Source organism: Nocardioides segetis, assembly GCF_051390595.1.
Lineage (GTDB): Bacteria > Actinomycetota > Actinomycetes > Propionibacteriales > Nocardioidaceae > Nocardioides.
In genome coordinates, this window is record NZ_JBNINR010000004.1 from 185,183 (window position 1) to 210,571 (window position 25,389).

The following is a 25,389-nucleotide window of genomic DNA, read 5'->3' on the forward strand; positions in this document are numbered from 1 at the left end:
CGGGTACGACGCGAGGTCAGCGAGCAGCCGAGCCCTCGGTGTAGTCGTCGTCGGTCTGCGCCCACGAGAAGTGCGAGCGCAGCACCTTGCCGACGGCCTCGATCGGGTGCTGGGCGGCCTTCTCACGCAGCGCCTGGAACTCCGGCGCGCCGGCGTCCTGGTCGGCGATGAACCGCTCGGCGAAGGCGCCGCTCTGGATGTCGGCCAGGACGGCCTGCATGTTCTCCTTGACGCGGCCGTCGATGACGCGCGGGCCGGAGACGTAGTCGCCGTACTCGGCGGTGTCGGAGACCGACCAGCGCTGCTTGGCGATGCCGCCCTCCCACATCAGGTCCACGATGAGCTTGAGCTCGTGGAGGACCTCGAAGTAGGCGATCTCGCCCTGGTAGCCCGCCTCGGTGAGGGTCTCGTAGCCGTACTGGATGAGCTGCGAGACACCGCCGCACAGCACCGACTGCTCACCGAACAGGTCGGTCTCGGTCTCCTCGGTGAAGGTCGTCTTGATGACGCCGGCGCGGGTGCCGCCGATGCCCTTCGCGTAGGACTTCGCGAGGTCCCAGGCCTTGCCCGAGGCGTCCTGCTCCACGGCGATGATGTCGGGGATGCCCCGGCCGGCGACGTACTCACGGCGCACGGTGTGGCCCGGGGCCTTGGGGGCGACCAGGATGACGTCGACGCCGGCCGGCGGCTGGATGTAGCCGAAGCGGATGTTGAAGCCGTGGCCGAAGACCAGGGTGTCGCCCTCGGCGAGCGCGGGCGCGATGTCGTCGGCGTACAGGTGGCGCTGCACCTGGTCGGGGGCGAGGATGACGATGACGTCGGCCTCCTCCGCCGCCTCGCGCGGGGTGAGGACGCGCAGGCCCTCCTCCTCGGCCTTGGCGCGGCTCTTCGAGCCCTCCTTGAGGCCGACGCGCACGTCGACGCCGGAGTCGCGCAGGTTCAGCGCGTGGGCGTGGCCCTGGCTGCCGTAACCGATGACGGCGACGTGCTTGCCCTGGATCAGGGACAGGTCGGCGTCGTCGTCGTAGTAGATCTCAGCCACGTCGGGCTTCTCCTTGCTGGTTGGGGCTGGTTGATGGATGCGGTGTGGTTCAGGCGTGGGCGGCCGGCGGCACGGGTACGGCGACGGGCTTGCTGCGCTCCGAGATGGAGCGCGGCCCGCGGCCGATGGCCACCATGCCCGACTGCACGAGCTCGCGGATCCCGAAGGGCTCCAGCACGCGCAGGAAGTCGGCGATCTTGCCGTCGTTGCCGACGATCTGCATGGTGATCGCGTCGGAGGCCACGTCGATGACCTTGGCCCGGAAGAGCTGGACGACGTCGAGCACCTCGCCGCGGTTCTCCGCGGTGGCCCCGACCTTGACCAGCACCAGCTCGCGGTTGACCGAGGCGGCCGCGTCGAGCTCGACGATCTTGATGACCTCGACCAGCTTGTTGAGCTGCTTGGTCACCTGCTCCAGCGGCGAGGACTCGACGTTGACCACGATGGTCATCCGCGAGATCTCGGCGTGCTCGGTCGGGCCGACCGCGAGCGACTCGATGTTGAACCCGCGACGGCTGAACAGGGCCGAGATCCGCGCCAGGACGCCGGGCTTGTCCTCGACGAGGACGGACAGGGTGTGCTTGGCCATCTCTACAGGTCATCCTCGTCGAACTGGGGCGCGAGGTCGCGCGCGTACTTGATGTCGTCGTTGCTGGTGCCGGCGGCGACCATCGGCCACACCATCGCGTCGCGGTGGACCCGGAAGTCGACGACCACCGGCACGTCGTCGATCTCCATCGCCTTCTGGATCGTCGCGTCGACGTCGCCCGGCGTCTCGCAGGACAGGCCCACGCAGCCGTAGGCCTCGGCGAGCTTGACGAAGTCGGGGATCCGCTTGGAGTGCAGGTCGGTGTTGGAGTAGCGCTCGTTGTAGAACAGCGTCTGCCACTGCCGGACCATGCCGAGCGACTCGTTGTTGATGACCGCGACCTTGATCGGGATGTCGTTGATCGCGCAGGTGGCGAGCTCCTGGTTGGTCATCTGGAAGCAGCCGTCGCCGTCGACCGACCACACCGTCTGGCCGGGCATCGCGACCTTCGCGCCCATCGCGGCGGGCACCGAGAAGCCCATCGTTCCGAGACCGCCGGAGTTGATCCAGGTGTTGGGGCGCTCGTAGCCGATGAACTGCGCGGCCCACATCTGGTGCTGCCCGACGCCCGCGGTGTAGATCGTGTCGGGGCCGGAGATGGCACTGAGGCGCTCCAGCACGTACTGCGGCGCGAGGCCGCCGTCGGCCGGCGCGTCATAGCCGAGCGCATACTTCCGCTTCACGCCGGCGCAGAACTCGACCCAGCCCTCGTAGTCGCCGGTGTTGCCGGCCTCCTGCTCGGTGCGCAGCGTCGTGATCAGGTCGACCAGCACCTCGCGGACGTCACCCACGATCGGGACGTCGGCGAACCGGTTCTTGCCGATCTCCGCCGGGTCGATGTCGGCGTGGATGACCTTCGCGCCGGGCGCGAACGAGTCGAGGTTGCCGGTGACGCGGTCGTCGAAGCGGGCGCCGAGGCTGATGATCAGGTCGCTCTTCTGCAGCGCCGCGACGGCGGCCACGGTGCCGTGCATGCCGGGCATGCCGAGGTGCTGCGGGTGGCTGTCGGGGAAGGCGCCGCGTGCCATCAGCGTGGTGATCACGGGGATCCCGGTCAGCTCGGCGAGCTCGCCCAGCTCCTTGGCGGCACCCGAGCGGATGGTGCCGCCGCCGACGTAGAGCACCGGCTTGCGGGACTCGAGGATCAGCCGCGCGGCCTCGCGGATCTGCTTGGCATGCGGCCGGGTCACCGGTCGGTAGCCGGGCAGGTTCAGCTCGGTCGGCCACTGGAAGCTCGTGGCGGACTGCAGCGCCGACTTGGTGATGTCGACGAGCACCGGACCCGGACGCCCCGTGGACGCGATGTGGAACGCCTCGGCGATCTTGGTCGGGATCTCCGCGGGGTCGGTCACCAGGAAGCTGTGCTTGGTGATCGGCATGGTGATGCCGCGGATGTCCGCCTCCTGGAAGGCGTCGGTGCCGATCAGCGACGCGCCGACCTGACCGGTGATCGCGACCATCGGGAGCGAGTCCATGTGCGCGTCGGCGAGCGGCGTGACCAGGTTGGTCGCTCCCGGGCCCGAGGTCGCCATGCAGACGCCGACCTTGCCGGACGCGGCGGCGTACCCCTGCGCGGCGTGGCCCGCCCCCTGCTCGTGGCGCACGAGGATGTGGCGGATGCTGCTGTCCATCAGCGGGTCGTACGCCGGGAGGATCGCGCCACCCGGGATGCCGAAGATGTCGGTGACCCCGGCCGCCTCGAGGGACCGGACCAGGCTCTGCGCTCCGGTGATGCCCTGCGCCGGGGAGTCGGTGCCCGAGCCCTGCTGCTCACTCATCCTGGTCGTTCCTTGTCTCTGCTGGGGTGGCTACGTCGTACTCAACAAAAAACCCCTCGTTTGCTGGGCAACGAGGGGTGGACGCGCTGGCGTTCGTCTGACGGAAGTCCTGGTCAGGCTCAGCCGGCGCGTCCGGAGGGTACGAGAATCAGGTCAAGCATGGACTCACCGTAGCCGCCGCACGTCGTGCCGTCGAACCAGTGTCGCACTTCGTCCCAGATCGCAAGACGCCAGTCTCAGATGTCGTCCTGCTCGGACCGCAGCCAGCCTCCGGCCTGCCCGGCGACACCGACGGCGCGCCCGGTCGCCACGGCCGGGGCGGGACCCGGGCTGAATGCAGCTCAGGGCAGCACCACCTCTCCTACCGGCCCCGGGTTGAACGCGATCTCCCACCGGTAGCCGTCGGGGTCGGCGAAGTAGCCGGAGTAGCCGCCCCAGTCGCGCTCCTCGGCCTCGTGCACGACCGACGCGCCGGCCGCGCGGGCCGTCTCGAGCACCTCGTCGACGCCCGCCCGCGTGGGCAGGTTGTGGGCGATCGTCAGCGGGGCGACGCCCGGCCCGGTCATGGTCGCCCCCACTTCGGCCTCGAAGTGGCTGCGCTCCCACAGCGACAGGACGAGGAGCTGGCCCGCCTTGAACATGAGCACCTCGCCCGGGACGTCGAGCTCGGGGGTCCAGCCGAGACCGTCGCGATAGAAGCGCCGGCTGGCGTCGAGGTCGTCCACCGCGAGCGTGATGAAGCTGATCCGTTGGTCCATGGCCCCGACCCAAGCACCACCCTCCGACAGCGACCGCGCACCGCTCGCCTGCGCCATCCCCGGCAACCGGTCCTCTACGTTCGACGCATGACGACCGGACCCACCGAGTCAGCCGCCCCACGGTCGCGGTCCCGCTTCCGCGCCGTCCCCTGGCTGGTCGCGGGCGCGCCCCGCGGAGTGCTCGCCGCCGTCGGTGCCGTGCTCGTCGCCCTCGGCCTGTTCCTGTTCGTCCGGCCACTGACCGCGGTGGGGTTCCTGGGGATCTACCTCGCGGCGAGCTGCCTGCTGTCCGGACTCGCCGACCTCGCCGACCACCCCGACCACCCCGACGGCCCCGGCGACCCCGACGACGCCGATCGCCCCCACGGCACCGACCGGATCCGGGTCGCCACCGGTGCCTGGTGGTTGCTCGCCGGACTGAGCGGGCTGGTGTGGTGGGGCCGCGACGTCGACCTCTTCGCGCCCGCCGCGGGGGTGGTGCTGCTGGTCTCCGGCGCTCTCGGCGCGCTCCGGTTCGCCCGGCGCCGGTCGTGGGCGCACGCCGTGGGCGCGCTGCTCGGCGGCGCCGAGATCGTCTTCGGCGTCCTGGCCCTGACCTGGCCCGACGCGACCCTCATCGTCGTCGGCATCCTGTTCGGCGGCCGGACGGCCATCTTCGGAGCGTCCCTGCTGGTCCGCGGGCTGATCGGACCGCGGCGGCGCGACCGCCCGCGCCGGCCGACCGCGGTGCGGGTCCTGCTGGCGACCGCCGTCCTGGTGGCGGCGAGCGGGACCGCCTGGGTCAGCCACACGCTCCGGGACGGGGCACCGGTGCTCGACGGGTTCTACGACACGCCCGCGACACTGCCCGACGAGCCGGGCGTGCTGATCCGCACCGCGCCGTACGACGGCGACCTGCCCCGGGGCATGACCGGCACCCGGATCTACTACACGACCACCGACGCGCAGGGCCGGATCGTCCCCAGCACGGGCGTCCTCGCCGTGCCCGAGCGAGCCGCGGGTCCGCTCCCCCTCGTCACCTGGGCCCACGGCACGGTCGGCATCGCCCGCGCCTGCGCGCCGTCGACCGGCCCCGACGTGCTCACCTCCGACCGCCAGCCCGGCGCCGACCGCCTCGCCGAGCTGGGCTGGGCGTTCGTGTCCAGCGACTACCCGGGAATGGGCGCGGAGGGCGCCATGCCGTACCTCATCGGCCAGGGCGAGGGCCGGGCCGTCCTCGACGCGGCGCGCGCCGCCCGTCAGGTCGCGGGCGTCGAGTTCGACGGCCGGACCGTGGTCTGGGGGCACTCCCAGGGCGGGCACAGCGCGCTGTGGGCCGGACAGCTCGCGCCGTCGTACGCACCGGACCTCGACGTCGTCGGCACGGCGGCGCTGTCTCCCGCCAGCAACCCGCGGGCCATCGCCGACCGGGTGGTGGCGCGCCCGGGCGCGCCGGGCGCGAGCCTGGGCATCGCCTTCGTGACGCAGGCGTACGCCGACTACTACGCCGACCTCGCCCTCGCCGACGCCGCACCGCGCTCGGCGTGGACCCTGATCCGGGAGGCCGCGTCCCGCTGCACCGACGAGGGCGGCACGCTCGTCACCATCCTCACCGGCCTCTCGGTCGCCCGCGACACCCCGCTGGTCCGCCCGGGCGCACTCGACGGCCGGTTCGGCCGGCGCCTGGAGGAGAACATCCCGACCGGGCCGTGGGCGGCGCCGCTCTTCGTCGGCCAGGGCGAGCAGGACGAGGTCATCGCGTTCGGGATCAACCAGGACTACGTCGCGGACCTGTGCGCCCGGGGCGTCGACGTCGAGTTCCACGGCTACGCCGGCGGCACCCACGTGAGCGTGCTGAAGGCGGGTTCGCCGCTCGACGACGACGTCGTCGCCTGGACGCAGGACCGGCTCGCCGGACGGCCCTCGCAGCCGAACTGCGCTACCGCGCCGTGAGCTCGACGAGGCTGCGCCGCTGACGACCGTCGTCGTCGAAGTTCGCGGGGGCCAGCCACTGCTGGTGGGCGGCGCGGACGGTCGGCCACTCGGTGTCGATGACGGAGAACCAGTCCGTGTCGCGGTTGCGGCCCTGGGCGACCATGTGGTTGCGGAACCGGCCCTCCTCGACGAAGCCGAGTCGCCGCGCGGCCCGGCGCGACGGCTCGTTGCGGCTGTCGCACTTCCATTCGAAGCGCCGGTAGCCGAGGTCGTCGAACGCGTGGCGCATCAGCAGGTGGATGGCCTCGGTCGCGGCGCGGGTGCGCTGGAGCACCCGGCCGAAGAGGACGCCGCCCACCTCGACCTGGCCGTGGGCCGGCTCGATCCGGAGGTACGACGCGATGCCGGCCGCCGTGCCCGCCGCGTCGCCCTCCAGCGGGACGAGCGCGAAGGTCACCCACGCCGGGTCGTCGAGCTGCGCGGCGAGGTGCATCCACAGCTCCGGCAGCGACCGGGGACGCGGGATCGGCCGATAGGTCCACAGGTCCGCGTCGCCGTCGCCGCAGGTCGCCGCGAAGAGCTCGGCGTACCGGGCCGAGGTCAGTGGCTCGACGGTGACGTAGCGGCCCTCGAGCAGCACCGGCTCCGGTCGTGGCCGGGGCTCCCAGCCGGGCACCAGGTCGCCGACACGCTGGCCGTGCTCGTTGGTCGCTCCCATCGTGTCTCCCCTCACTGGTAGGACACGAACCGCACGCGCGGCCGGATCCGGTGGACCGCCTTCGCGCCCATGAGGTTCACGTCCTCGTCGTAGAACAGCTTGAAGCCCATCGCGAAGACGTCGGGGCGGGCGACGACCCGGTAGGTGTCGAGCTTCTGCCCGCGGGTGCCGAAGCCGTCGACGTGCTGCACGAGCTGCACGCCGTCGCGCGGCTCGATCCGGCCGATGTGACGCACCATCGAGGTGCGGAACTGATGGACGATGAACAGCTTCTCGGGCAGGTCGTGGGCGACGACGAGATCCGACAGCCAGGCGCTGGTCCGGTTGACCTCCGCCGCGCCGACGCCACCGATGACGCGCCCCGGCACCTGGTGGCGCCGCATCCGCCACTCCGGGTCGATGGCCAGCCCGACATGGGGCTCCTCGAGCGCCCACGACCATCGCCGCGCCACCGTCAGGAAGTCGGAGCGACCGGTCTGGATGTCGAGGACGAGCAGCGCGCCGAGCTCGCGGGCCGCGTCGACGTACCGGCGGACCTGCGCCGTGCGCACGTCATGGGTGAAGTCGCCGTCCTTGCCCGGGTGGGCGTCGGCGATGCTGACGATCAGCTCGAACACCGGGCGCACCGGCCGGCCCGGGCGCTCGAACGGGCGGGCCGCCCGCATCAGCCGCCGGAACGCCTTCCGCGGCGCGGACTCGCCGAGGACGCCGAGCGCCCCGGTGCCCGGCGTGCCGTAGTAGGCGACCAGCATCCCGCGGTCCGGGAGCACGCGCTCGCTGCGCCAGCGGGCCGTGCCCGTGGCGGGAGCCGGTTCGGCGTCCGGCTCCGCCTCCTGCGGGGACGCGGGTGCCGGCCCGGTCAGCAGCCGCAGCACGCCGGAGTCGTCACGGGAGCCGTGCCCGGGGTCGGTGAAGGCCGCCAGCAGCAGCGCCAGCGCCACGATGACGACCGCGGCCACGCGGTGCGGAGGAGTCACCAGCGCCCGCGCAGGTCGGCGTCGACAGCGGAGGTCACCGGGTCCGCCCCGTCCCGCACGAACACGGCGGTGATCGCGCCGCCGCGCTCGTCGTACGCGTCGCGGAGGGCCCGCCAGGCGGCGAGGTTCGGATGGTCGACCTCCGTGCAAGCGGTCGCGGGCGCCAGGGCGGTGATCGCCTCGCTCAGCTGCTGCGGACTCACCGCGAGGGTCGCGGTCGAGCCGTCGTGCTTGAGCACGGTGGCGAGCACGACGGCGGCCAGGCCGTGCCGACCGCCGGGGAGGTTCACGTGGCCGAGCTCGCCGTCGAGAGCGAGCGCGAAGGACAGCGGGTACGCCCAGTCGTCGATCTGCGCGGCGAGCCGCTCGCGGATCCGGCCGAGCCCGTCGAGCGTCGCCCACTCGTCGAGCGGGTCGTAGTCGTAGGCCGGCAGCCCGTCGATGCTCGTGCGGTTCTTGCGACGCCGGTAGTCGGCGGAGCCCTCGACCCCCTTGCGCCTGAAGTACCGCGGGAGGAGGTCGCGCTCGCCGGCGTAGTCCATGAGCGGGACACCGTAGCCGCAGGCGTCGGAGACGCGGTCGATGTCGACGACGATCACGGCCCGGGCGCCGGGCAGGTCGACGAAGTGGGCCGCGAGCCCGGCGTACCCCTCGTCGTAGCGCGTCACGACGCGACCGCGACCGTGGAAGCGGACGATATTCGGTGCGCCGTCGAAGGCGCAGAACATGACGACGATGCGCCCGTTCTCACGCAGGTGGGCGATGGTCTCGCTGCCGCTGCCCGACGTGTCGACCCAGGCGAAGGTGCGCTCGTCGAGCAGCCCGAACGTGCCGGGGATGCCGCGCGGAGAGACGTTGACGTGGCCGTCGCCGGCCATCGGCGCCGTCCCCACGAAGAAGACGTGCTGCCGCTCGACGAAGGCGCGCAGGCGTCCCTCGACCCGCTCGTACACCTTGCCCATGGCGCCCGATCAGGACCGGTCGGCCGGTCAGTCCGGGACGCGGCGGTAGGCGCCGTCGGAGGCGGCGGTCGCCATCGACGCGTAGGCCCGCAGCGCGGCCGAGACCGGGCGGTCGCGGTCGAGCGGCGTGTAGGGCTTGTCGCGCTTCTCCTGCAGCACCCGGCGCTCGGCGAGGACGTGGTCGTCGACGTCGAGGTGGATGCTGCGGTTGGGGATGTCGATCGAGATCGGGTCGCCGTCCTCGATCAGCGCGATCAGGCCGCCGCCTGCCGCCTCGGGTGAGATGTGCCCGATCGAGAGGCCGCTGGTGCCGCCGGAGAACCGGCCGTCGGTGATCAGCGCGCACTTCGCGCCCAGCCCGCGGCCCTTGAGGAAGGCCGTCGGGTACAGCATCTCCTGCATGCCGGGGCCGCCCTTGGGGCCCTCGTAGCGGATGACGACGACGTGGCCGGCTTCGACCTTCTTGCCGAGGATGCCCTCGACCGCGGCGTCCTGCGACTCGAAGACGATCGCGGTGCCGTGGAAGACCAGCGCCTCCTCGGCCACGCCGGCGGTCTTGACCACGCAACCGTCGACGGCGACGTTGCCGCTGAGGATGGCCAGGCCGCCGTCGGCGGAGTAGGCGTGCGCGAAGTCGCGGATGCAGCCCTCGGCGGCGTCGGTGTCGAGCTCGCCCCAGCGGTTCTCGGTGGAGAACGGCTCGGTCGTGCGCACGCCGCCCGGCGCCGCCTGGAACAGCTCGAGCGCCTCGGCCGAGGGGCTCTCGCCGCGGATGTCCCACGCGCCGAGCCAGGTGTCGAGGTCGGGCGCGTGCACCGCGTGGACGTTCTCGTGCAGCGCGCCGCCGCGGCGCAGCTCGCCGAGCAGGGCCGGGATGCCGCCGGCGCGGTGGACGTCCTCCATGTGGAACTTCGGGGAGTTCGGCGCGACCTTGGACAGGCACGGCACCCGGCGCGAGATCGCGTCGATGTCGTGGACGTTGAAGTCGAGCTCGGCCTCCCGGGCCGCGGCCAGCAGGTGCAGCACGGTGTTGGTCGAGCCGCCCATCGCGACGTCGAGCGCGACGGCGTTCTCGAACGCCTCCCGGGTGGCGATATTGCGCGGCAGGACCGACGCGTCGTCGTCCTCGTAGTAGCGGCGGCACAGGTCCATGACGACCCGGCCGGCCTCCTCGAACAGCGCCCGGCGCTTGGCGTGGGTGGCCAGGGTCGAGCCGTTGCCGGGCAGCGACAGCCCGATCGCCTCGGTGAGGCAGTTCATCGAGTTGGCGGTGAACATGCCCGAGCACGAGCCGCAGGTCGGGCAGGCGGACCGCTCGATCACGTCGAGCTGCTCGTCGCTGACCGCGTCGTTGGCCGAGGCCGACATGGCGTCGACCAGGTCGAGCTTGCTGTGCACGATCCCCTCGATCGCGACCGTCTTGCCGGCCTCCATCGGGCCGCCGGAGACGAACACGACCGGGATGTTGAGCCGCAGCGCGGCCAGCAGCATGCCGGGAGTGATCTTGTCGCAGTTGGAGATGCACACGATGGCGTCGGCACAGTGCGCCTGGACCATGTACTCCACCGCGTCCGCGATCAGCTCGCGGCTCGGCAGGGAGTAGAGCATGCCGCCGTGGCCCATCGCGATGCCGTCGTCGACGGCGATCGTGTTGAACTCCTTGGCGACGCCGCCGTTGGCCACCACCGACTCCGCCACGATCTTGCCGAGGTCACGCAGGTGCACGTGGCCGGGGACGAACTCGGTGAACGAGTTGGCGATGGCGATGATCGGCTTGCCGAAGTCCGAGTCGGTCATGCCGGTGGCGCGCCAGAGGGCGCGCGCGCCGGCCATGTTGCGGCCCGAGGTGGACGTCGCGGAACGGAGGGTGGGCATGGACCAAGGCTACGCCTGCCGGTCACACCGCCCGGGCCCATCTCAGTCCTCCGCGGGTCGGCTCAGGCGACGCCGACCTTGACCGACATGACGTCGGGCAGGTCCGCCGCGATCTGGCGCCAGCTCTCGCCGTCGTCGGCCGATGCCCAGACCGAGCCGTTGCGGGCACCGAAGTAGAGCCCGGCCGGGTCGTGGGAGTCGACGCACATGGCATCGCGCATGACGCCGACGTAGAACGCGTCGGGCAGGCCGGCGTCGTACGCCGTCCACGACTCGCCCGCGTCGTCGGATCGCCAGACCCGGGCCCGCGCCTCCGGCGGGTAGCGGCGGTCGCCACCGCCGAGGGGGAACACCCAGATGGTGTCGGGCCGGTGCGGGTGGACGACGATCGGGAACCCGAAGTCGCTGGGCAGGGCGTCGCCGATGGAGGTCCAGGAGCCGCCCTCGTCGTCGGAGCGGTAGACGCCGCCGTGGTTCTGCGCGTAGAGCCGCTCGGGGCGGGAGGGGTGGCGGGTGACCTTGTGGACGCACTGGCCGAACTCCGGGTAGCGCTGCTCCTCGGGAAGGAAGTCGGCGCGGATGCCCTGGTTGCGCGGTGCCCAGGAGGCTCCGCCGTCGGTGGTGCGGTAGACACCGCCGGTCGAGATCGCCACGGTCAGGGACGCCGGGTCGGTGGGGTGCGGGAGGAGGGTGTGGAACGCCTGGCCGCCGAAGCCCGCGCCCCACTCGGTGCGGTGCGGGTGGTTCCACAGCGCCTCCTCGAGCGCGAACGTGGCACCGCCGTCGCGGGAGGTGAAGACCGCGCCCGGCTCGGTGCCGGCGTGCAGCACGCCCTCGCCGGCGCCCGGCACGACCTGCCAGATGCGCTCGACGGTCGCGCCCGCTCCCTCGGGGAAGCGCACCGCCCCGTTGGGCGTCTCCTGCCAGGTCTCGCCGAGGTCGTCGGACCAGCGCAGCTGGGGGCCGAGCCAGCTCGACGAGGCGCCGGCGAACAGCCGGGGCGTGGCCCCGCGGGTGTCGACCAGGCAGGAGTAGACCTCCTCCATGTCGTGATGGGGGCCGGTGAACCGCCACTCCCCCCGGTCCTCCGAACGGCCCACCCAGAGCCCCTTGCGCGTCCCGACCATGAGGATCGTCGTCATCCCAGCCTCCGCTCGTCGTGCTCGTCTCCCTACTGTGACCCCGGCCACCGACAGAAGTCATCGCCCGAGCGGGTCGGATTCTTGAGTCCGTAGCCGCCACGGATGTAGTCGGGCCCGGAGGCGGGCGACGCTGGGGCCATGACGATGCTGGTGGCCACCCTGGTCCTCGTCCCCGACCGCAGCGACGAGGTGCTCGCCCGGCTGCGGGGCGAGGTGGCGCCCTGGCTGCGCCGGCTGCCCGGGTTCGTCACCAGCCGCTGGCTGCTGGCCACCGACCACGACCGCTGCACCGTGCTCGTGGAGCTGGCCGGGGCCGACGCGGTCCCGGCGCTCGAGGCGGCGCTACGCCCCGGTCTGCACGACACCGCCCGCTCGTGGTGGTGCGAGCGGCTCGAGACCGTCGAGGACCTCGGCCTCGCCGCCCGCCCGAGCATCACGCTGTGATCTGGCGCGAGCTCGTCGTCGCTTCGCTCCGCCGCGCTGCCGCGCACGCGGTCGAGTCCGGTGGATGGTCAGGATCGCGTGGCGGCAACACTGCCGGCTCGCGAAACGGCGCCTCCCTACGCCTCCGGTCGCTCGTCCCTCGCTCCCTGCGGCTTCGGGCCGGCTTCGTCCCGCGACGACCGGCCGCTCAGCCGGGGTCGGGCTCGGCGGCGTACCGGGCCAGCTCGCCCCGCTCGGCGCATCCCGTGCGCTGCAGCAGTCGGGCGACGTGGGTCTCGACGGTGCGCACCGACAGGTAGAGCCGGTCCGCGACCTGCTTGTTCTGCAGGCCCTCGGCGACCAGCTCGAGGACGTCGTACTCCCGAGCGGTCACCCCGAGCCGCTGGAGGTGCGCCGGCACCCGCTGCGCGCCGGCGGCCTTGCGCGGCACGGCGAAGCCCGCCTCGCGCATCGCCACCCGGCAGCCGGACGCCGCCTCCGTGAGGCCGTAGCCGACCAGGCCGTCGAGGCAGTGCCGGAACCACGGCTCCGGGGTCCCCCAGCCGTCGCGGGCGGCCGCGACCGCGACCAGCAGGCGCGCGTGGAGCTCGGGCCAGGGCTCGCGGCCCGGCAGTCCCCACTCGGCGTCGGCGAACACGCGCTCCGCCTCGGCCGGATCGCCCGCGCGACCGAGGGCGATCGCGTCGGCGTACCGCAGCGCGAAGGCGTTGTGGGGGCTGTTCGCCTGCGGACCGGTGCGCACCTCTTCACGGGCGGCGGAGCCGTCCCTGGTGAGCGCGGTCTCCAGCAGCGCCCAGAAGCCACGCAGGGAGAACGGCAGGCTCGGCGAGCGACGGTGGTACTCCATCGCCGTGGCGAGCTGGGACCGCGCCTCCTCGTACCGGCCGTGGGCGAGGGCGACGAAGGACCGGATGTGTCCCGGGACGCCGACCGCCCGCAGCGCCTCGTCCATCGGCAGTCCCGCGGCGACCGCCACATCGGCCTCCATCGCGTCGGCGCGACCGGCCAGCCCGTGCGTCGCGGCCCGCAGGAGGTACGCCGTCGCGAGGTCCGGCAGCCGCAGCCGGTCCATCATCGTGATCGCGTTGTCGATGGCGGCCAGGGCCTCGTCGAGCTCCAGGTAGCGGACCCGGACGAGGTTGAGCTCGATCTCGATCCGCGCGGCGGTCGCGATCGCACCGGCGTCGAGTGCGGCGCGCCGGGCCGCGACCAGGCGGTCCTCGGTCGGCCGTCGCGCGGCCAGGTCGAGCGAGCCGAGCGCGGCCAGCAGCCGACAGCGCCACAGCGGCAGGTCCTGGGCGTCCGCGAGCCGGTAGCCGGACTCGAACGCGTCCTCCGCGGCCACGAAGTCCCGGGCCCGCGCCGCGCGCCCCAGCACCTCCCAGGCCTCGCACGCGATCTCGGGCCGGTCCTCCCCGACGGCGGCGAGCGCGGCGGAGGCCCGCTCCGCCGCTGCCGCGTCGTCCTCCCGGCCCAAGGCGAGCCGGGCGGCGAGCACGTCCTCCTGGGCCGGGTCGTGGCCGGCCGCGCCCGCGAGCATCGCCTCCGCGTCGTCCCACTGACCGCCGGCCAGCAGGGCCCGCGCCAGGCGCAGGCGCACGGCGGCCAGCCGGCCGGGCTCGGCCGCCAGCTCGGCCGCCAACCGCTCCCCCGCCGCCAGCGCCCGCGGTACGTCGCCGGCGAGGGCGTGCACCTCGACCTCGGCCTCCCGCGCCCTGGTCTCGAGATCGCTGCCCGGCGGACTCCGGCGCAGCGCCCGGCCGATCGCGTCGCCGGCACTGACCAGCGCGCCCCGGCCGATGGCGTCGCGGGCCGTGTCCAGCCACAGCTCGACGGCGCGGGTGTCGTCGCCGGCGGCCTCGAACAGCTCGGCGAGCTGGTGGTGGTCCTCGGCGGCGAGCGCCTGGTCCGGCGTACGCTCGGCGAGCGCGGCGGCGAGCAGTCCCGCCAGCCGCGACCGCTCCGGCGCGAGGAGCCCCGACAGCACGGCTTCACGGGTCAGCGCATGACGGAACGCGAAGCGGTCGGGAGGCGCCGCGACGACCAGGCGCTGGTCCCGTAGCTCCCGCAGGGCCGCGGCGACCGTGCCGTCGGCGAGCCCGAGCGCGGTCGCGACCAGGCGCCAGTCGAAGTCGACGCCCAGCATGGCGGCGGCGGTCGCGACCTCGCGGGCCGCGGGACCGACCTCGGCGAGCCGGCCCTCGACGGAGCGGGCGAACGGACGCGGCACCATGACCGGCAGCGAACCGGCCAGCACCCACGTCCCGTCCCGCTCCGCCAGCACGCCCGCGTCGCCGAGGTCGGCGAGCATCTCCTCCACCAGCAGCGGGTAGCCCGCGCTGTAGCGCTGCAGCCAGCCGACGACGTCGGGCGGTGGCTCCGCTCCCAGACAGGCCCGGGCCACGGCGGCGACCTCGTCGTCGCCCATCGGGAGCAGGTCGACGACCTCCACGGAGCCCCGACGCGCCAGCTCGGTGACCAGCTCGCCGGCCGCCGGCGACTCGTGGAGCCGGCTGGTGGCCACGACGAGGAGCGGGACCTCGCGGGTGTGGTCGCCGAGGTACTCCACCAGCGCCAGGGTCTCCGGATCCGCCCAGTGCAGGTCCTCGATGACGAGCACCATCCCCTGCGCGGGAACGGCCTGCGCCAGGCGCAGGATGCCCTCCCCGAGCAGCATGACCGAGGACGTGCCGTCGGACGCGACCGGGCCGAGCTGGGGGGCGAGCCGGGCGAGCGTGGGGAGGTACGGCGCCAGCAGCCGGTCGTCCGGGACCTCGTGGGTGCGCAACCAGGAGAGCAGCGCCTCACTGAGCGGGCGCAGCGGGGTCGGGGTACCGGACGGGACGGCGCGGCCCGACAGCACCTCGCGGCCCAGCTCGCCCGCGGCGGTCGCCACCGCGGCCGCCAGCCGGGACTTCCCGATGCCGGGGTCGCCGCGCACCACCCAGAGCCCGCCCCGGCCGTCCGCGAGACCGTCCACGGCCGCGCCGAGGCGCGCCCGCTCGACGGTCCGAGACACGAGCACCGGCGAACGCACGTCGGCATCGTAGAGCGCCCCGTCCGGCATCGGCTCGGTAGTCGCCCCGTCGTTGACTCCGTAGTCCGCTCCGTGGCGCGGGCCCTTGGTTCGGTGGTGCGTGCGGATGTGAGCACCCCCGCCCGCCGACGAGGCTGATGTCACCAGCTCGACAGGGCGGGCGAGAGATCCCGGAGAGAAACCCGGGAAGTTCCTGCAAGGTCCTCCCGGCCCGCCGCTCCTACCCCCGTCGAACAACGCCAACCGGGCCCGCGGCCCACCCTCCACGAAAGGCATCACCATGCGCACCCAGCTTCTCGGACTGACGACGGCGGCCCTCGCCGTCGGCACCCTCGCCCTCGGCGTCGCCACCCCGGCCCAGGCCGTGGGCGGCATCGACGGCGGCAACATCAGCGGCTCCGGCGACGTACCCAACTCCGTCGACGTCGCCGCCTTCGGCTCCGGTGACGCCGTCGCCGCCTGGGCCCGCGAGGTCCCCGGCGGCACCAAGGTGTACGCCGCCGTCGCCACCGACGGCGTCTGGGGCGCGGCGAAGTCGGTCACGGCCGCTCCCGTCGTCAACGCCCACGACGTCCACGTCGCCGCCAACGACCAGGGCGACGCGGTCGTCGTGTGGACGCAGACGCTCCTCGGCGAGGACCGGGTGCGCGGCTCGCGGCTGCTGGCCAACGGCACCTGGGACGGGTCGGCGCCGCTGAGCGGAGACTTCGACACCATCAACGGCACGGACCTCGCCATGGACGGCGCCGGTCGGGTCCACGTCGCCTACGCGGCCGAGGACCAGGGAGTCGACCGCGTGCAGGCCGCGCTGTGGACCAAGAGCGCTCCGCCGGTCTACGACGACTTCGGCACCCACGCCTACGAGCCGTCCATCGCCACCAACCCGGCCGGGGACGTCCTGCTCGCCTACTACACCGATGCCGGCGGCAAGGACAAGATCATGGTCACCCGCCGCAACGCCTCGGTCGGCTGGCTGGGCCCCCAGGCGATCTCCTGGCTCGGCAACACGACCACCGACACCGACGTCGCGGTGGCCGACGACGGCCGGGGCGCCGTGATGATGGGCGGGATCGAGGCCGCCAAGGTCCGCGCGCTCGTGACCCGGGTCGACGCCTCCGGCGGCCTCGGCGCCATCGAGCTCGTCTCGCCGACCGGCGTCGGCACCTCCTACCGCCACCTGGACGTCAGCCCCAACGGCACCATGCAGGCGACCTGGACCGCCTTCGAGAACGGCGAGACCTACGTCATCCGCGCCGCCGTGGCCAAGCCCAACCAGGGCTTCGGCGCGGACTCCCTGGTCGAGTCCGGCACCTACACCACCCAGGAGCACGTGAGCCTGGTCTCCGACCGCGGCGCCCAGGTCGTCGTCCACAACGACGAGGACGACCTCACCCTGCGGCACCGGACCAACCCGGTCCTGCCCTTCAACGGGTACGACGCCGGGGCCACCAACGGCGCCTTCGCCGCCGACATGGACCGCGAGGGCAATGCGGTCGCCGCCGGCATCGTCGAGAACGGCTTCTCGTCGTACGTCGAGGCGGACTTCCTCGACATCGCCGGCCCGACCGGTCAGGTGACCGCACCCGGCGCCCAGGCCGCGGCACCCGGCTTCGACGTCGCGTGGCAGGTCACCGACGCTCTGTCCGGCGTGAAGAGCACCGACGTCATGGTCCGCTCGGCCGCGTGGAACGGCGGCTTCGGCGCCCAGCAGGTGATCGCGAACAACGTGACGACCTCCACGCAGCACTTCGCCGGCGACTTCGGCGGCACCTACTGCTTCGAGGTCCAGGGCATCGACAAGGCCAACAACCTCGGCCTCCGCTCCGGCGAGCGCTGCACGACCGTCCCGCTCGACGACACCGCCCTGACCGGCAAGAAGTGGAAGCGCACCGCCCAGGCCGGCGCGTTCAACGACACCGCCACCACCGCCAAGAAGAAGGGCCGCAAGCTCGTCGTCGGCGGCGTCCAGGCCCGCCACCTCGCGCTGATGGTCACCAAGGCCAAGAAGGGCGGCAAGATCAAGGTCACCTGGAACGGCACCCTGCTGAAGAAGGTCAGCCTCAAGGGCACCGGCCGGTCCACCGTCCCCCTCGCCGACTTCGCCGGCGTCCAGGGCGGCACGCTCAAGATCAAGGTGATCAGCAAGGACGGCCGCAAGGTCACCATCGACGGCCTCGTCGCCGCCAAGTAGCCCACCCGCCCGGGGAGGGCCCGAACCGCCGATCCGTGGGGAGATCGGCGGTTCGTGGCGTTCGGGGACCGGCGGTCCAGGGTTAGCGTGTGCCCGTGCACCCGACCCCCCGCCACGGCCCGTCGCTGGGCGTGGCGGTCGGCCTGGTGGTGCTCGGGATCGCATCGGTCCAGCTCGGCGCCGGGTTCGCCAAGCTGCTCTTCGACGACCTCGCGCCCAACGGCGTGGTGTGGCTGCGGCTGGCGACCAGCGCGGCCGTGCTGCTCCTCTGGGCCCGCCCCCGGCTGCGGGGACGCAGCCGGGAGGACTGGCTGGTCGCGGCACGGTACGGCGCCTGTCTCGGCGCGATGAACTGGGGCATCTACCAGTCCTTCTCGCGGATCCCGATCGGCGTCGCGGTGACCATCGAGTTCATCGGGCCGCTGCTGCTCGCGGCCTTCGGGTTCCGCCGACCTCGCGACCTCGGCTGGGTCGCGCTGGCGGCGCTCGGCGTGCTCCTGCTCGGCTTCGAGCGCGGTCACCTCGACCCCGTCGGCGTCGCGTACGCCGTCCTCGCCGGGGCGGCCTGGGCCGGCTACATCCTGTCCAGCGCCGCGACCGGCCGGCGGTGGGAGGGCATCGACGGACTCGGCGTCGCCAGCCTCGTCGCCGTCGTCCTGCTGACGCCGCTGCTGCTCACGGTCGACACGTCCGACCTGGCCGACCAGCGGGTCCTCCTGCTCGGCGCGGCCGTCGGGCTGCTCAGCTCCGTCGTGCCGTACAGCGCGGAGCTCGCCGCCCTGCGCACCCTGCCCGCGGCGACCTTCGGGGTGCTGATGAGCCTGGAGCCGGCGGCCGCCGCGCTCGCGGGGCTCACCGTCGTCGGGGAGGCGCTCGCGCCGGTGCAGTGGGCCGCGATCGGGTGCGTCGTCGTCGCCAGCGTCGGCGCGACCCGCGCCACCCGGACCGCGGTTCACCCGGATGTCACCCCGACGTGACCTACGCCTCGACTTCGGGGCGTAGCGTCGAGACCTCCCGTCCCCCATCCGGAGCCGAGGCCCGATGTCCCTGCCTCCCCACCCCCTGACCCGATCCGTCGCCCGCCCCGTCGCCCGACCCGTCGCCCGCCTCGCCCACGCGTGGTCCGTCGCCCTCCAGCAACGGGCCCGCCGCAACGCCATGGTCGCGCTCACCGCGTGCACCCGGCGGCGCGCCGAGCGTGAGGAGGTCGCGGCCTTCCTCGCCGACCGGGCCCGGGCCCGCCGTACCCCCGCGCCGCTCGGTTCCGTCTCGCTGCACGCCTGACCCGCGGGGCCACCGCTCCGGGGTCCGGCAGAATCGGCCCCATGTCGACCTCCGCTCCCCGGCCCGAGCAGCGCGTTCGGTCCGCGTCGATCGCCTTCCGCGACATCCTGTCCGACGACGGGACCCACGTCCGCGCCTGGACCAACGACCCCGACGGGGCGATCGACGGTCCCACGGTCGTGCTCTGCAACGGGCTCGGCACCAATCCCCACCTGTGGCCGTGGCTGCTCGACCCCGACTGTGGCGTGCGCGTCGTGTCGTGGAACCACCGCGGCGTCGGCGGGTCGGAGCGGCCGGCGGACCCGAAGCACGTGGAGATCGAGCACTTCGTCCAGGACGGCCTCTCCGTCATGGACCACTTCGGGGTCGACAGCGCGGTCCTCATGGGCTGGTCGATGGGGGTGAACACCGCGTTCGAGCTGACCTACCGTCATCCGGAGCGGGTGCGGGGCATCTTCGCGATGTGCGGTGTGCCCGGTGACACCTTCGCGACCATGCTCGGCCCCCTGCACCTGCCACGGCTGCTGGCGCGCGCGGTCACGGTCAACGCGTGCCGCGTCGCCAAGTACGCGGGCTGGGCGGTCAACCCCCTCGTCCGCCGGCTCCCCGTGAACGCCACCACCCTCGCGCTGCTGGGACGCACCGGCTTCATGTTCCGGGTTCCCGACCCCGAGGCCGCCGCGGTCGGCCTGCGGGAGTTCCTCACCACGCCGGTCGACTGGTACGCCCACCTCGCGATCAGCACCTCACGGCATCCCCGCGTGCGGCTGAGCCGGATCGAGGTGCCGACCATGTTCGTGGCGGCGACCTGGGACGTCTTGGCAGGCGCTCGCGACATGGCCAGCGCCTCGCGACGCCTGGCCGCCAGCGGCAAGGACAGCAGGTACGTCGAGCTGCGGGGCTCGCACTTCGTGCAGCTGGAGCAGCCCGAGCGGGTGCACGGCCTGCTGCTCGAGTTCCTGGGCGGTCTCTCGTGAGGCCCGCCTCTGCCCGCGTCGCGGCCGGCGTCGCGACGCTGGCGCTCGTCGCCGCGGGCTGCGGCCAGGGCGGCAACGTGAGCACCGTCGACGTACGCGGCACGGCGACCGCGGCACCGACCGGTTCCGTCGTCGACGGCGAGGTGATCTTCACCATCGACGGCGTCCCGGACGTCGTCGCGACGATCGCGACCGGTCTCGCGACGCCCTGGGGCCTCGACTTCCTCCCCGACGGCCGCGGCGTGGTCACCGAGCGTGACAGCGGCCGGGTGCTGCTCGTGACCGCTCCGCAGGTCCCCGGTCACGGCTCGACCACCGACGAGGAGGGCGAGGTCGTCGTGGTCGGCCGGATCCCGGAGACCGCTCCCGGTGGCGAGGCCGGCCTCCTCGGCGTCGCCGTCTCCCCCACCTTCGCCACCGACGGTCTCCTCTACTTCTACGTCACCACCGACGACGACAACCGCGTCGTGCGCGCGAAGCTCGACGGCGAGCGGCTCGGGCCGACCGAGCCGATCCTGACCGGCATCCCCGACGGACGGATCCACGACGGCGGCCGGCTGGCCTTCGGTCCCGACGGCTTCCTCTACGTGTCCACCGGCGAGATCGGCGACGACCAGCTCGCACGCGACCGGGCGTCGATGGCCGGCAAGATCCTGCGGATCACCGCCGACGGCGAGCCGGCACCCGGCAACCCGTTCGGGGACGCGGTGTGGTCCTGGGGCCATCGCAACGTCCAGGGCCTCGCCTTCGACGACAAGGGGCTGCTGTGGGCCTCGGAGTTCGGCGACAGCGAGGCCGACGAGCTCAACCGGATCGTGCCGGGCCAGGACTACGGCTGGCCGGTCGTGGAGGGCACCGGCGGCCCGGCGAAGTACACGCAGCCCGAGCTGACCTGGTCCACCGACGAGGCCTCGCCCTCCGGTCTCGCCTACGCCGGGGGCTACCTGTGGATGGCCGCGCTCAACGGCGAGCGGCTGTGGCGGATCAAGGTCGCCGACGGCCAGGTGAGCGATCCCACGGCGTACTTCTCCGGGAAGGGCGGCACCGGGGATCACGGGCGGCTGCGGACCGTCGTCCGGGCGCCCGACGGCCGGCTCTGGCTGACCACGAGCAACGAGGACGGCCGGGGCGACCCGGCCGCCGACGACGACCGGATCCTCCTCATCGAGCCGTAGGGCGGTTTACCCCCGATCGGTCGGGGAAGGTAGCCCTCCGACTCACCCCTGGCCGACCCGGGAGCTCCTTGTCCCGTGGTCGGTCTCTACCGACGAAGGAGCTCCATCATGCGTAGGCTCGTCTCCGCTGGCGTCGTCGCGATCACCGCGCTCGCGCTCGCCACGCCGGCCCTGACGTCCACCGCCGCCGCGGCGCCCGGCACCGACGGCCCGGTCGTGGCCGCGAAGGTCAAGGCCGGCAACAAGATCAAGGTCAAGAAGTCCGCCGCAGGCGTGCAGCCCGGCATCAGCAAGCTGGTCCTCACCGCGTCGAACCTGCGCGGCTCCGGCAAGGTCAAGTTCACCGTCACCGGCGACAACGGCGTCACGCTCAAGGGCAAGGCCAAGGCCAAGAAGGGCAAGGCCAAGTACACCGTCCCGGCCCTCGGCACCGGTCACTACAAGGTGAAGGTCAAGTTCAAGAAGCAGAAGGGCAAGACCAAGTTCGAGGTCTACGACTCGGCCCTGACGCTCAACACCACCGCACTGACCTGCTCGATCAGCAACTCCAGCAACCGCACGAAGCTGTCCGGCAACGTCAAGTACCGGGGCGCTCCGGCCACCGGTGGCTACGTCGACATCTACAAGGACGGCAACATCGCCGGCGGCTCGCAGTCCCCGTCGTACCTCGCCATGGCGAGCGTCAACAACGGAGCCTTCGACTTCAGCACGACCGTCTGCAGCCGGGTCATCTCCGGCACCACCACGATCCCCAAGGGAGTTGCGAACCAGTCGTACACCTACCAGGCGTACTACACCAAGGACTCCGGCTTCGACGACTACTTCTCGTCGAACCTCATCACGGTGACCGTCGTCCCCTGATCGACGCCTCTCGGCTTCACCGGATCCACACCGACGGCCCGGTCCCCTCGCGGGGCCGGGCCGTCGGCGTCCGTCAGCGGGGCGCGGTCTCCGGCGCGATCCGGGCACGGCGGGCGGCGCGGCGCAGCGTGACGAGCACGGCCGGGCCCAGCAGCACGATGGCGAGGGCGTTGGTGATCGCCCGGCCCGTGTCCCACCCGCCGGTCGAGGTCAGCAGCGTGTAGACGACGAAGTGGTGCAGGTTGTCGAGCAGCGGGGCTCCCGGGACGTAGGAGAGCTCGGTGGAGTCCTGTCCGGGGATCTGCAGGCCCGCCATGAACGGCCAGCCCTGGAGGTTCATCAGCAGGCCGTAGAGATAGGCCGAGACCACGCCGTACGCCGCGAGCAGGGCGATCTCGCCGCGCCCCCGGATCCGGCGCGGCAGCAGGCCGGCGCCCATCCCCACCCAGGCGGCCACGAGCATCTGGAAGGGCAGCCACGGGCCGACCCCGGCCGTCATCAGCGCCGAGGCGAACAGCGAGGTGCACCCGAGCACGAACCCGAAGCCCGCGCCGAACACCCGGCCGCCGAGGATCAGCAGGAAGAACACCAGCTCCAGGCCCGCCGTGCCGGCGCTGGCCAGCCGCAGCACGGCGTTGACCGCGCTGAGGACGCCGAGCACCGCGAGCACCCGCGCGTCCATGCCGCCCTCGCTCATCTCGGCCAGGACGACACCGAGGATCACGGGCAGCAGCAGGAGGAACAGGAAGGGCGGATCGACCCGCTCGGTGTCGGGTCCGACGTCCAGCAGCAGCGGCCAGGCCAGCATGAGCAGCCCGATCACCGAGGCGATGGCGAGCACCGCGCCCGAGCGCAGCCGGAGCGGCACCGCGGCCGGGCGGCGCCGTTCGGCGGGCCCGTTCACGACGGGACGCCCGCGGCCCCGGCGGCCAGCCGCTCGGCGACGTCGTCGACGGACAGCCAGCCGGTGCCGAGGACCTTGGTGACCTGCGGCGCGAAGGCGGGCGACTCCGAGACGCCGCGGTCGACCGGCCCCGCGGAGACGACCTCGCCCTCGGCGAGCACCACCAGATCGTCGGCCGCCTGGGCGACGAACTCGACGTCGTGGGTCGCAACGAGGACCGCGCGCCGGGCACCGGGATCGCGCGCGAGCTCGCGGAGGAGACCGGCGAGCGCCCGCTTGGCCGGGTAGTCGAGGCCACGGGTCGGCTCGTCGAGCAGGAGCACGGGTGGGCGCGCCGTCAGCACGATCGCCACGGCCAGCGCGAGCCGCTGGCCCTCCGAGAGATCGCGCGGGTGCTGTCCCGGGTCGATGCCGGGGGCCAGGCGGTCGAGCAGGTCGCGACAGGTCCCGACCGGCGCGCCGGCGGACCCGTCGGCCGCGTCGCACTCGGCGGCGACGGTCTCGAGGTAGAGCAGGTCCGCGGGGCTCTGCGGCACCAGTCCGGTCGTCGACCGCCTCTCCTCGGGCCGGAGGCCGGACGGGTCGGCACCGGCCACCCGCACCGTGCCGGAGCCGGCCGCGTGCCGCCCCTGGAGCGCCCACAGCAGCGTCGACTTGCCGGCGCCATTGCGGCCCATGAGAGCGGTGACCGAGCCGGGCCGCAACGCGAGGTCGACCTCCCGCAGCACCGGCGTGCGGCCGTGGGCCAGCACCAGCCGTCGCACGTCCACCACGGGATCGGCCGGCGCGGGACGCCCCCGGTGCGGCGGCTCCCCCAGGCGCGAGCGCAGCTCGGGCGCTCGTCGCCGGGCGTCGCGGACCGTGAGCGGCAGGGGCTGCCAGCCGGCCAGCCGGCCCAGCTCGACGATCGGCGGCGCGATCGGGGCGTCACGGAGGACCTCCGCCGGGTCGCCGACCCGGATCGTGCCGCGCCGCGCGGGATCGCCGCCGAGCAGGCAGAGCCGGTCGGCGAAGGGCACGACGCGCTCGAGCCGGTGCTCGGCGACCAGGACCGAGACGCCGAGGTCGTGGACCAGGCGGGTCAGCGTCGCCAGCACGTCCTCCGCGGCCGTCGGGTCGAGCGCCGAGGTGGGCTCGTCGAGCACCAGCAGCCGGGGGTGGGTGGTCAGCACGGCGCCGATCGCCACCCGCTGCTGCTGGCCGCCCGAGAGGGTGCGCAGGTCGCGGTACCTCAGGTCGGCGATGCCCAGCAGGTCGAGCGTCTCCTCGACGCGCCGGCGCATCGTCGCCGCCGGCAGGCCGAGCTGCTCCATGCCGAACGCCAGCTCCTCCTCCACGGTATCGGTGACGAACCAGGCCGCGGGGTTCTGGCCGACGTAGCCGATGGCGTGGGCGCGCTCGCGCGCCGGCCGCTCGATGATGCTGAGGCCGTCGAGGAGCACGTCCCCGGTCAACGTGCCGCCGGTGTAGGACGGAACCAGTCCCGCCACGACCCCGAGCAGGGTGGACTTGCCGACCCCGGTCGGACCGGCGAGGACGACGAGCTCACCGTCCGCCACCGACAGGTCGATGCCGTCGAGGACGGTGGCGGGTCGGCCGGCGTCGCCGGCGTCGGGAGCGTCCACGGCGTCGTAGGTCAGGGTGATCCCGCGCAGCTCGAGCATCAGGCGGCCACCTCCTCGCGACGCTGGACGGTGACCGGGAGCGGGGCCGTCCAGACCGGGAGCACGGCGACGAGGGCGGCCGCGAGCGCGGTCAGGGTGACCTCGGGGACGACGAGGACGCCGGGATGCGCGACCTGCGGGTCCCAGCGCCACACCGCCCACGTCCCCGCGCCGGCGGCGACCCCGGACGCCGCGACGAGGACCTCGGGCAGCCGCCAGCGGTCGGGACGGTAGCGGGTGCGGCGTACGCGGCGACCGGCGAGGGCGAAGCCGCCCAGGGCGACGAGCGTCCCGACGGCGAGCATCGGGAGCGCGAGCACGCGCGGCGCGGTGCTGTCGAGGAAGGCGTAGACGCCGACGCAGACGCCGAGCAGCCCGGCGATGATCAGCGCGCCGGTGCCACGCCGCTGCGCCGCGGTCAGCTCGCCGGCGCGGCCGTAGCCACGCGCGTCCATCCCGGCGGCCAGCGCGAGCGAGCGGTCGAAGGAGTCCTCGAGGATCGGGACCAGCAGCCGCCGCACGCCGCGGACCCGCCGGAAGCGGCCCTCCGGTCCCCCGCGGAGCTGTTGCGCGGCTCGCACCCGACGGGCGCTGTCGGCCAGCTGGGGGACGACGCTGATCGCGACGGTCATCGCCGTACCGATCTCGTAGAGCGCCGGCGGCAGCGACTTCATCAACCGCTTCGGGTTGGCCAGGGCGTTGGCGGCGCCGACCGCGATGAGCAGCGTCGCGAGGCGCAGGCCCTCGTACGTCGCGGCGAGCAGCTCCTCGCGGGTGAACGGGCCGAGCAGCGAGATGCCCGCGGCCCAGTCCGGCAGCGGGATCGTCGGCAGCGTGAGGAGGACGTGGCCGGGCACGTCTCCTCCGAGCAGGATCCGGAACAGGATCCGGACCACGACCACGATCGCGCCGAGCCAGACGTAGAGACGGAAGGAGCGCGCCCACGGCTGGTCGGAGCGGCAGGTCAGCACGACCAGGGTGATGACACCGAGCAGGACGAGCAGGAGGAGGGGGTTCGTGGTGCAGGAGGCAGCCACCGCGAGCCCCACCGCCCACGCCCACCAGGCCACGGGATGCAGGTCCCGCGCCAGCCTCAT

The 25,389-nt window shown here is 73.3% G+C and carries 21 protein-coding genes; 8 read left to right on the forward strand and 13 right to left on the reverse strand.

What is annotated here, in order from left to right; genetic code table 11:
* Positions 1–16: 16 nt before the first annotated feature.
* The 4 genes from ilvC to ACPZVR_RS09365 all read right to left on the reverse strand — a co-directional run bounded on the left by ilvC (position 17) and on the right by ACPZVR_RS09365 (position 4,167).
* Complete coding sequence (gene ilvC, locus ACPZVR_RS09350) at positions 17–1,042, reverse strand: ketol-acid reductoisomerase (RefSeq protein ID WP_436699303.1); 1,026 nt, start codon at positions 1,040–1,042, stop codon at positions 17–19.
* A gap of 49 nt (positions 1,043–1,091) precedes the next feature.
* Positions 1,092–1,631, reverse strand: coding sequence for an acetolactate synthase small subunit (gene ilvN / locus ACPZVR_RS09355; RefSeq protein ID WP_436699304.1), 540 nt, complete (start codon positions 1,629–1,631; stop codon positions 1,092–1,094).
* Positions 1,632–1,633: 2 nt separating this feature from the next.
* The gene (locus tag ACPZVR_RS09360; RefSeq protein WP_436699305.1) at positions 1,634–3,409 is read right to left on the reverse strand and encodes an acetolactate synthase large subunit; all 1,776 of its coding nucleotides are present in this window, start codon (positions 3,407–3,409) and stop codon (positions 1,634–1,636) included.
* Positions 3,410–3,750: 341 nt separating this feature from the next.
* Complete coding sequence (locus ACPZVR_RS09365; protein WP_436699306.1) at positions 3,751–4,167, reverse strand: VOC family protein; 417 nt, start codon at positions 4,165–4,167, stop codon at positions 3,751–3,753.
* An 87-nt stretch (positions 4,168–4,254) separates the two neighbouring features.
* Between ACPZVR_RS09365 and ACPZVR_RS09370 the strand changes: the two genes are divergently transcribed.
* Positions 4,255–6,099: a lipase family protein gene (locus tag ACPZVR_RS09370; protein ID WP_436699307.1), complete on the forward strand. Its 1,845-nt coding sequence runs from the start codon at positions 4,255–4,257 to the stop codon at positions 6,097–6,099.
* Here ACPZVR_RS09370 and ACPZVR_RS09375 read toward each other — a convergent pair.
* The 5 genes from ACPZVR_RS09375 to ACPZVR_RS09395 form a co-directional block, all read right to left on the reverse strand.
* Positions 6,086–6,799: a GNAT family N-acetyltransferase gene (locus ACPZVR_RS09375; protein WP_436699308.1), complete on the reverse strand. Its 714-nt coding sequence runs from the start codon at positions 6,797–6,799 to the stop codon at positions 6,086–6,088. The two genes, ACPZVR_RS09370 and ACPZVR_RS09375, sit on opposite strands and share 14 nt — an antisense overlap.
* Positions 6,800–6,810: 11 nt before the next feature.
* Entirely contained in the window at positions 6,811–7,776 is a 966-nt protein-coding gene (locus tag ACPZVR_RS09380) for a hypothetical protein (protein WP_436699309.1), read from the reverse strand.
* Positions 7,773–8,738 (reverse strand): pyridoxamine 5'-phosphate oxidase family protein, encoded by a 966-nt coding sequence (locus tag ACPZVR_RS09385; RefSeq protein ID WP_436699310.1) that lies wholly within the window; start codon positions 8,736–8,738, stop codon positions 7,773–7,775. The genes ACPZVR_RS09380 and ACPZVR_RS09385 overlap by 4 nt, the downstream gene beginning before the upstream one ends.
* A gap of 27 nt (positions 8,739–8,765) precedes the next feature.
* The gene (ilvD, locus tag ACPZVR_RS09390) at positions 8,766–10,613 is read right to left on the reverse strand and encodes a dihydroxy-acid dehydratase (RefSeq protein ID WP_436699311.1); all 1,848 of its coding nucleotides are present in this window, start codon (positions 10,611–10,613) and stop codon (positions 8,766–8,768) included.
* Positions 10,614–10,675: 62 nt separating this feature from the next.
* On the reverse strand, positions 10,676–11,755 hold the full coding sequence (locus ACPZVR_RS09395; RefSeq protein ID WP_436699312.1) for a WD40/YVTN/BNR-like repeat-containing protein: 1,080 nt from the start codon (positions 11,753–11,755) through the stop codon (positions 10,676–10,678).
* Positions 11,756–11,893: 138 nt separating this feature from the next.
* Between ACPZVR_RS09395 and ACPZVR_RS09400 the strand changes: the two genes are divergently transcribed.
* Positions 11,894–12,199 (forward strand): hypothetical protein, encoded by a 306-nt coding sequence (locus ACPZVR_RS09400; RefSeq protein WP_436699313.1) that lies wholly within the window; start codon positions 11,894–11,896, stop codon positions 12,197–12,199.
* Between the two features lie 187 nt (positions 12,200–12,386).
* Here the strand turns inward: ACPZVR_RS09400 and ACPZVR_RS09405 are convergent, their stop codons facing one another.
* A complete protein-coding gene (locus tag ACPZVR_RS09405; protein WP_436699314.1) occupies positions 12,387–15,236 on the reverse strand; it encodes an ATP-binding protein in 2,850 nt (949 codons plus the stop codon).
* Positions 15,237–15,516: 280 nt separating this feature from the next.
* On the opposite strand from ACPZVR_RS09405, the gene ACPZVR_RS09410 reads away from it, so the two are divergent.
* The 6 genes from ACPZVR_RS09410 (at position 15,517) to ACPZVR_RS09435 (ending at position 21,724) form a co-directional block, all read left to right on the forward strand.
* On the forward strand, positions 15,517–17,427 hold the full coding sequence (locus ACPZVR_RS09410; RefSeq protein WP_436699315.1) for a hypothetical protein: 1,911 nt from the start codon (positions 15,517–15,519) through the stop codon (positions 17,425–17,427).
* Positions 17,428–17,522: 95 nt separating this feature from the next.
* A complete protein-coding gene (locus ACPZVR_RS09415; RefSeq protein WP_436699316.1) occupies positions 17,523–18,404 on the forward strand; it encodes an EamA family transporter in 882 nt (293 codons plus the stop codon).
* Positions 18,405–18,468: 64 nt separating this feature from the next.
* Positions 18,469–18,711 (forward strand): hypothetical protein, encoded by a 243-nt coding sequence (locus ACPZVR_RS09420; RefSeq protein ID WP_436699317.1) that lies wholly within the window; start codon positions 18,469–18,471, stop codon positions 18,709–18,711.
* A 41-nt stretch (positions 18,712–18,752) separates the two neighbouring features.
* Positions 18,753–19,688, forward strand: coding sequence for an alpha/beta fold hydrolase (locus ACPZVR_RS09425; RefSeq protein WP_436699318.1), 936 nt, complete (start codon positions 18,753–18,755; stop codon positions 19,686–19,688).
* Complete coding sequence (locus ACPZVR_RS09430; protein ID WP_436699319.1) at positions 19,685–20,863, forward strand: PQQ-dependent sugar dehydrogenase; 1,179 nt, start codon at positions 19,685–19,687, stop codon at positions 20,861–20,863. The genes ACPZVR_RS09425 and ACPZVR_RS09430 overlap by 4 nt, the downstream gene beginning before the upstream one ends.
* 108 nt (positions 20,864–20,971) lie before the next feature.
* Positions 20,972–21,724 (forward strand): hypothetical protein, encoded by a 753-nt coding sequence (locus tag ACPZVR_RS09435; protein ID WP_436699320.1) that lies wholly within the window; start codon positions 20,972–20,974, stop codon positions 21,722–21,724.
* 73 nt (positions 21,725–21,797) lie between these two features.
* On the opposite strand, the gene ACPZVR_RS09440 is transcribed toward ACPZVR_RS09435, so the two are convergent.
* Genes ACPZVR_RS09440 through ACPZVR_RS09450 form a run of 3 tightly spaced genes read right to left on the reverse strand, consistent with a single transcriptional unit; the run spans position 21,798 to position 25,389 of the window.
* On the reverse strand, positions 21,798–22,628 hold the full coding sequence (locus tag ACPZVR_RS09440) for an ECF transporter S component (protein ID WP_436699321.1): 831 nt from the start codon (positions 22,626–22,628) through the stop codon (positions 21,798–21,800).
* Positions 22,625–24,292, reverse strand: a complete 1,668-nt coding sequence (locus ACPZVR_RS09445; RefSeq protein WP_436699322.1) for an ABC transporter ATP-binding protein — start codon at positions 24,290–24,292, stop codon at positions 22,625–22,627. Before ACPZVR_RS09445 ends, ACPZVR_RS09440 begins: the two co-directional genes overlap by 4 nt.
* Positions 24,292–25,389 (reverse strand): CbiQ family ECF transporter T component, encoded by a 1,098-nt coding sequence (locus ACPZVR_RS09450; protein ID WP_436699323.1) that lies wholly within the window; start codon positions 25,387–25,389, stop codon positions 24,292–24,294. The genes ACPZVR_RS09445 and ACPZVR_RS09450 overlap by 1 nt, the downstream gene beginning before the upstream one ends.